4 protein-coding genes are annotated in these 8194 nt (G+C 57.6%); 1 reads left to right on the forward strand and 3 read right to left on the reverse strand.

Annotated features, from left to right (window positions below):
- Positions 1-510, forward strand: a 510-nt coding sequence (locus C7534_RS32025; RefSeq protein ID WP_146206233.1) for a transposase, incomplete at its 5' end; no start/stop codon positions are given.
- Positions 511-819: 309 nt separating this feature from the next.
- Here C7534_RS32025 and C7534_RS32035 read toward each other — a convergent pair.
- From C7534_RS32035 to tssI, 3 genes are all read right to left on the reverse strand, one after another.
- Positions 820-5487, reverse strand: coding sequence for an RHS repeat-associated core domain-containing protein (locus tag C7534_RS32035; protein WP_109788246.1), 4668 nt, complete (start codon positions 5485-5487; stop codon positions 820-822).
- Entirely contained in the window at positions 5487-6269 is a 783-nt protein-coding gene (locus C7534_RS32040) for a DUF4123 domain-containing protein (protein ID WP_442963245.1), read from the reverse strand. Before C7534_RS32040 ends, C7534_RS32035 begins: the two co-directional genes overlap by 1 nt.
- Positions 6214-8194, reverse strand: a 1981-nt coding sequence (gene tssI, locus C7534_RS32045) for a type VI secretion system Vgr family protein (protein ID WP_109788248.1), incomplete at its 5' end; no start/stop codon positions are given. The genes C7534_RS32040 and tssI, both read right to left, overlap by 56 nt.

Consider the following 8194-nt stretch of genomic DNA (forward strand, 5'->3'; position numbering starts at 1 on the left):
GTCAGGCACCGAGCCAAGGGGCGAAAACACCAGCGCGTCACCGGATCAATCGCCAAAAACAAACTCAGCAGGCAATCGGCCAATCGTGAACGAGAGCCTTGGTTGCTGGCCAGTAATCTGCCGGAGGATCAATGGAATCCATCGAAAATCGTGGCGATTTATAAGCAACGGATGCAGATAGAAGAAGGCTTCCGGGATGTAAAAAGCGAGCACTTTGGCATTGGCATAACTCACCATCGAAGTTGCTGCCCACGCCGAATTGAAGTGCTGTTACTGGTCTCGGCTTTGGCCAACTACATTATCTGTTTAACCGGGTTACAGGCTCGCGAAGCAGGTCATGAACATCGCTTTCAAAGCAATAGCCTAAAACGCCGGAGGGTGTTGTCGCTATGGCGACTTGGGTTGGAATACTGGCGCAGCGGAAGCGGCTCAAAATCTCGAAAAACCTTAGAGAGACTTGAGCGCGCGTTGCGAAACGAGGTGCATCAACAGGCGCATGTGTTGGACTAGATTTGTGGGGATCTCTCAGAATCCGTCCCCTTTGTTTATGTTTTTTCTGTCATTCTTCGAAAGAATGAGTTGCTACCTGTGACCAATTGTTTTTCTGGATAAGCTCTAGAGATGGGTTTTCCGTCTCGAACTCTACAAGCAATGTTAGGAAGCTATTTTCGTTGCTATCAGCGTCGCTGGGATTTAACCAGCCCATCTCGCACTCTTCGCAGTGCAAATATAATCTTTCATTCGTAGTATCGTGAGTGATAATCAGCCTTCCTTGCTTGCAGGCTGGGCAGTTTTTGTACCAATAATACTTTTTCATTTTTATTCCGCAGGATAAGAGGTGATTATTTTGTTAGTTCCAGGGACTAGTTTCATTTCAAGATTGTAAAATAATTTGCCCGCGTCTGCTTCGCCGCCTCCAGAACGACCTACCATTTTTCCCATCGGTACTTTTAATGTTCCTGTCGCGTCCGGTTTAATTCCATCTGTCTGAGCTTTCCTCCAAGCCTCATTGGTCGCATCGACTCCATCACCATAGAAAACCCCATGTTGAGGCTTTGCGGGATTATCGACATTGTGAAGTTGAACATGATCTATTCGGCTTTGGCCTTTGTACTTCCCTTTCGCGGGTACTACGCTTTTCCAATCTAGCTCTTCAGCAGGAGCTGGAGCAACCGGTGATGACTCTGCGACTGAATTAGCCGTTGGGTCATTGGCTCCATTCCCTGAACTGCCTGGACAACCGCTGCTCAACCCCAACGGATCCACCCACCCCGTAGGGTTAGGCACGTACTGGTAGTTGTTCAACCCACCCGCAAGCTTGATCGGATCCGGCGTCAGATACCGCCCGGTCCCCGGATTGTAGTAGCGATGCCGGTTGTAGTGTAAGCCCGTCTCCGCATCGAAGTACTGCCCCTGAAATCGCAACGGGTTGTCGATTTCGGCAACATCGAGTGCAGCGAGATTGCCATAAGCGCGGTACTTGGCAGACCACATGATCTCGCCGCTGTAGTCGGTGAGCTCCTGCGGCGTCCCCAGATGGTCGAGCTGATAGTAAAACGGCGTCGCCTTCAGCGGGCCTTCGCCATCAAGCATCACCAGTGGACGGAAGCTACCCGGTTCATAAACGTAAGTGCGATAGCGGTTGTCAGCGCTTTCGGCGATCAGGCGTTCGCCTTGCCACAGGAATTCAGTGGTGCTGCCATCGACAGTTTTTTCGATGCGTCGGCCGAAGGCGTCGTACTTGTAGGACGCGAGGCTGCCCCCCGGCAGACTGGCACCAATCAAACGGTGCTGGCAGTCATAACGGTATTCGGTGACGAGTTTCTGCCCGGTGCCGCGACGTTCGCGGGTCAGGTTGCCGTAGGCGTCGTAGTCGTAGTGGCGGTCGCCCTGCATCAGCAGGCGGTTACCTTTGACGTTGGCCAGGTTTGCGGTGGGTTGGTCACCTTGGCCCAGCAAGTTGCCCGCAGGGTCGTGGGCGAAGCTTTCCGGGGCGGTGCCACGGACGTTGATCAGGCGATCGAGCGGGTCGTAGTGGTAGCTGCGATTGCCTTTGCGGCTGTCGTCGATGCCGGCGAGGTTGCCGTTGGCGTCGTAGGCGTAGCGGCGGTGGAACAGGTTGCGTTCTTGCTGGCTGACGGTGTGAGCCTGCAGCCGGCCTTGTTCGTCGTACTGGTACTGGCTGAGCAGCAGGCCTTGCTGGCGCTGAAGTTCCTGACCAGCGCTGAACTGGTGCGTGGTCAGGCGCGAGCCGTTGAGGTCGATGCTGTTCAGGCGGCCACCGGCTTGGTGGCGATAGTCGAGTTTGCTGCCATCGGGCAGGCGGCAGTGGCTCAGTTGGCCGAGCGAGTCGTACTCGTAACGTAGCGTGCCCCAGCCTTGATGTTCGGTGATCAAGCGATCTTGCAGGTCATATTCGTAGGCGAGGGGCCAGTTGCCATCGTCGACGTTGACCAAGCGGCCGAAGGCGTCGTAGCTGTAGTGGATTTCCTCGCTATCGGCTAGCGTCTTGACCAGCAACCGGCCAGCGGCATCGCGTTGATATTCGGTAATCAGTTCGCTGCCGTCGTCGCCGAATTCGGTTTTTTTCAGCAATTGGCCGTTGAGGTCGTACTCGTAGGCGGTGCGACGACCATCGAAACCGGTTTCCTGCTGGATCAGGCCATTGGCGTAGTAATCGAGGTGGTAGTGCTCGCCACGTTCGTTTTCGATCTCGGTCAGCAGCAGGCGAGAGTTGTCGTAGCGGTAGCGCAGTTGGCTGCCGTCCGGATTCAGGCGGCGGCTGACCAGGTGCAGGCCATCGGCGTATTCGTAGCGAGTGATGCGCCCCAGCTCATCGCGCTCGGCGGTGACTTTGCCATAGGCGTTGTAGGTAAATGCACGGGTCGCGCCACCGGGCAGGGTCACTTGTGCGAGGCGATTGGCGGCGTCCCATTGGTAGTGGGTGATCGCGCCGGTTTCTTCCTGACGGGTGATTTGCCGGCCCAAGGCGTCGTAACGGTATTTGCGTTGACCGCCGTCAGGCAGGCTTTCTTCCAGCAGTTGTCCGAGGTTGTTCCAGCCCAGTTGATGGCGGCTGCCATCGGGATGACGGATTTCCAGCAAGCGGCCTTGGCGGTCGTAGCTGTAGAGGGTGGCGTTGCCGTGCGGATCGATCTGCTGGGTTATGTCGCCCTGATTGTTGCGCTGATACTTCCACGTGGCTTTGCCGCGATGGACATCGCTCACGAACCCATTGCTGTATTCGTACGTGACCGGTTCATCTTCCGGAGGAATGACCGCCGTCATCAAGCCGTCTTCGTCGTACCGGTATTCGGTCACGGCGCCCAGCGGATCTTTTTCTGCGATCAACTGGCCCTTGTCGTCGTAGGCCTTGAGGTGTTCCGCGCCATCGGGGTCGATCTTGCTGATCAACCGCGCTTTATCGTCGTGGGTATAAACCTCTTCGCTGCCATCGGCGTTGGTAACCGTGACGCTACCTTTATCGTCCCAGACGTAGTGCGCTTCCATCTGCGAGAAACTCGCCCAGTGATGAACGCAGCGCGCGAGCTTGCCTTCATTCTCCCATTCCCAGAAGAAACTGGCGCCACCCGCCAATTGCCGTTCGAGAATCACGTGCTGATCGTTGTAGCGATAGTGCTCGGCTTCACCGGCCGCGTTCTTCGCTTCAATCAGGCGATGCTGCGCGTCATAGCTGTACGTGACCAGCGTCTGGACGGTGTTCCAGGCGTCTTCCAGAGTGTCCGCCGGAAGGAACTGTTGATAGTCGACGGCGACGATGTGCTTTCGGTCGTAGCGCAGGAGAAGGGCGCGACCGGCACCGTTATCGAGGCGTTTGATTCGCCCGTGAATATCACGGGTGATGTGCAACCGGTTGCCATAGCTGTCGCTGATGGCGATGAGGGTTGCGCCTTTGCTGTTGTAACGGAAGTGGTAGAAGGAAGGGCGACTGCCTGCCTGTGCCAGAACCAGTTCCGAAGGATCGTCGCCGATAAAAATCGCTGCGCGCGACAGGCTGTTGGTGATAGCGGGGCGTTGCTGGCTCGGAAGTGGAAACGGCGTGGCACGGTTTTCGTGGTCGGTCCAGATGACTTCGTCACCGTTGATCTCGACACGGTGCGCCAGCGCATGGCTCCAGCCGTAACCGAGGCCACAATCGATTTCCACGGCGCTGGTTCGATACAGGCGCGTCCACTCAAAGGGCAGCAGGCCGTCGAGTTGACCATCGGTCAGCGTCAACAGCTCTTCACCGGTGACCATCGAAACGGGGCACTTGTCGGTGCAGGTTTTCGCGGCGGGTTCAGCGCTTTTGTCGGCGGGTGTCGTGGCTTGCCTGGAGACATCATCGCCGGTTTTGCCCTTGCCCAGTTTCGCGTTTTTCTTCCCGTCAAAACGCAACTGGGCCAAGCCATTCTTCATTTGTGCCGTCACACCACGCGCCGCAACGGCTGTGTATTTCGTGACGTACTCCATGAAGCCTTTGATGATCTTGAACACCGACTCCACAAAGCCAGTGACGGCCTTGATGATGATTTCGCCATACTTTTTCAACCGCGCGGCGAGGTAGATAACGCCCGTACCTTCCGCGGCGATGGTCAGCACGATCGAGATGACGATGTCGATGGCGATACCCACGACCGCCGCCGTGGTCATTTTTGCCACATCGCCAGCCATCTTCATCGGTGGCAAACCTGCCAGCCAGATGACGGCGCTGCGCACCATCAGGAACAGTGCGGCCTCATCGCTGGCCAGCAACATGGCCTTTTTCATGATGTCGGGCGCTTGTTTGGCCAGGTCAATCAGTTTCTGGGTACCTGCACCGAGGTCCTTCGCAAACTTGCCCGGGTCTTGCAGGATGTCGAGCACCAGACTGATGCCATCCCAGACCCCTTTGATCGCTTCCCAGCCTCCTTCAAGGATGCCGTTGCCGACAGCCATGGCGGTGCCGGAGGCTGACACGTTGGACCATTGAGGTTTGAAGCCCGCCCATTCCTTGCGCAGGAAGCCTTCCAGGTCGGCGGTCAGGCCGCCATAGGAACTGAACAGCGTATCAATCTGCGCCGGTGTCACTTCATTGTGAACGCGGATCTTGTAGAACTTGCCCGGAACACCTTCTGTCCAGGCTGCTTTGCCTTGAGCATCCAGTTTGACTTTGCTGACCGCGCCGCCTTCCACCGCGACGATTTCAACTTCGATATCGCCCAGCGGAATGTCGTAGACCGATTCGAATTTGCTTTCGATCAGCAATGGGCCTTTGAGTGGGCACTGAGCGACGTTTGAGGAGAAATCGCCGTCAGTCATGCTGACGGATTTGCTGGAGTTGCCGACCTTGATCACTCGCTCCATGCCGAGCAAAGAAGGCAAGTCTGCAGCGCGACTGCCTTTATCGGCGACCTCTGCATACCAGGTTTTGGTTTGTTCCTGGTACAGCTTCAGACTGTCCTTGAACGTACTCAGTTGGTTATCAACGTAGGCAACGCGATCCATCAGCCTTGCTCCAGAATCAGGTGGTTTAACAGTGCTTCATTCAAGTTTTTCGGAGCATCGGGCCGACGCACGAAGCGTGCGATTTTCAGCTTCAGGTTGCTGTCGGGGTAAGCGGCGTAGATGTCTGGGCGTTCCTCTTCCAGCCATTGCATCAGGTTGCCGATCAAGGTCGACGGGGCTTGCTTGGCCAAGCCATCAAGCAACGTCTTTGGCACCTCCCACCAAGGCCAATCTTTCGCCACCGGCACCACGCGTGGCCCGATATCCAGCCGCTTGCCATTAATCAGATACCGATCAAACACCGGCAACACTTCACCCGCCGCCTCACCCAAGCCTTCCAGAATCGGATAGATATGCCGCCCATCCCAGAACCGGAAAAACACCTCAGTCCCATCGGGCATGCGCACTTGGGTCAGGCTGCGAAGGTGTTCAAAGACCACCTCCGGCGTGCTGGTTGAAACCGCCAGCCAACCCCAGTCCTGCGCGTCGGTTTCAGCAATCCACGACAGAAAACCCGAGTTGGTTTTCAACTCGGTGAGGTAGGGCATCACCTGTTGCCAACTCGCGTAGGGTGTTCCGCCCCAGATCGGGGTGGCCTGGGTGGTCGGTTCATTCTGATAAAGCGTCTTGAGCCCGTCTGCATCGCTGGCGGCACTGACTACCAGATAAAGACGTTCACCTTCCTGCAACGGTCGTTCAGCCAACCACGCCTGAGGAGTCAAAAGATCAGCTCGCACAAACACCTGCCTTACATTTCTCGCACTCTTCACAAAACGGCGCATTACGCTTCAGCGTATTGACCTGCGCCGGTGTCAGTACCGCCCCAGCCTTGTCCGCATCCGCCTGTTTCAACACACCCGGCATCAACGGCGCAGCCCCGGTCCCGCTGCCCGGACTGCCCCCGGAGTTCATGTTGATCACCGGCCCGCTCATGGTCACGCCGCTGGCGTCGATCTTGATGAAGCTGCCGCCACCCTTGAGCGTCAGTTCGCTCCCGGCTTCGAGCACGACTTTCATGCCGCTGCTCAGGTGGATTTCCTGGCCGGCTTCAATGAACTGCCCGGTGCCAATCTTGATGTGCTGGTTTGCGCCCACGGTCACGTGGTCGTTGGCGCGTGCTTCGACTTTGCGGTCGGCGTAAACCGTGTGGTGTTCTTCGGCTTTGAATTCGCTGTAGCTGTTTTGCTCGACGGTGTCGTGGCGTTCGTTGCCGACGCGGATTTTCTGGTCGTGCTCGACGTTTTCGTCCCAGTCGCGCTGGGCGTGCAGGAAGATTTGTTCCTGGCCCTTTTTGTCTTCGATGCGCAGTTCGTTGAAACCACCGCCCCCCGGTGAGCTCAGGGTTTTGAAAGTGCTGCGGGTCTTGTTCGCCGGCAGCGGGTACGGGACGACGTTTTCCTTGTGGTAAAGGCAGCCGCTGATCAGCGGTTGGTCGGGGTCGCCTTCGAGGAAGGTGACGAGCACTTCCATGCCGATCCGCGGGATGGCGATGCCGCCGTAGTGGGCGCCGGCCCAGGCGGAGGAGACGCGCAGCCAGCAACTGGTCTTGTCGTCGGCCTGGCCTTCGCGGTCCCAGTGGAATTGCACTTTGACGCGGCCGTACTCGTCGCAATGAATTTCTTCACCCTTGGGCCCGGTGACCACGGCGCTTTGGCTGCCGAGGATCCGTGGCTTGGGATGTTGCAGCGGCGGGCGATTCGGTACGTCCCACGGGGTGGCCTGGAAGCGGTTGCGGTAACCCTGATGGAAATCATCCTTCAGGTTGGTGGTGTGGCTGGTCACCGATTCTTCCAGCACTTGCGGCTGTTTGCCTTCGTGGAAGATTTCGGTCAGCAGCCACAGGTCGTTCCATTTGGCTTTCGGGTGTTGGGTCAGGGCCAGGAAGTGGCCGCTGACCAGCAACGGCTGATCACTTTTGCCTTCGGCGAGCTGGAAGTCGCTGCGGTGACGTTCGAGTGCGCGTTTGGCCAGGTGCTTGCCACGCTCGCGGTCGATGAAACGGCCGGGGTAGTCGTAGTCTTCGAGGTCGGGCAGGGCGTCGCCACGGTTTTCGCTTTCGAGGGTGATGCGCGGTTTTTCGAAGTCGTAGTCGCGGCGGGTGGTGCGGCTGGTGCGGGTTTCCAGGCGCAGATCGAAGCGCTTGATCACCGGGTCGTTGGCGACCATGCCGGAGTCTTGCTGATAGGCCACGGGCGCCAGTTTCGGGAACACCGTCTGGTCATCGCCGAACACCAGCTTGTGGGCCGTAGTGCTGTGCTGAAAGTGGTAGTGAATCCCTTCTTCCTCGCACAAGCGCTGGATGAATTGCAGGTCCGATTCATCGTACTGAACGCAGTAAATGCGCTCGGGGTAAATCGCCCCGACTTTGAATTCGTAGGCATTGCTTTGGATGCCGTGCTCTTCGAGGACCTTGCCGATGATTTTCGGCACGTTGAGGTTCTGGAAGATGCGTTGGTTGACGCGATGCGCCAGGTAGGACAGTTGCGGACGCAGGGTCACCGCGTAGCGGGTCAGGCGTTTGCCGGAATCACCCTGGGCGGCGCGGTAGATCTGGCCGTGGATGCCGCTGCCGTCAGGCGAGAGCTGCAAGAAGGCCGGTTTGTGCAGCAGGTTTTCGAGGTCCAGGGACGGCTGTTCACTGACCAGCTCCACCTCAAACACGAACGGTTGGCTGATCGCCTCCCGACCTTGCAAGGACAGCACCTGC

It is taken from the genome of Pseudomonas sp. OV226, assembly GCF_003148705.1.
In the GTDB taxonomy this organism is placed as follows: domain Bacteria; phylum Pseudomonadota; class Gammaproteobacteria; order Pseudomonadales; family Pseudomonadaceae; genus Aquipseudomonas.

Bases quoted from the DNA above. Each gene is read 5' to 3' on its own strand.
- C7534_RS32035 (WP_109788246.1), bottom strand. From the start codon at position 5,487: ATGGATCGCGTTGCCTACGTTGATAACCAACTGAGTACGTTCAAGGAC.
- C7534_RS32040 (WP_442963245.1), bottom strand. From the start codon at position 6,269: ATGCGCCGTTTTGTGAAGAGTGCGAGAAATGTAAGGCAGGTGTTTGTG.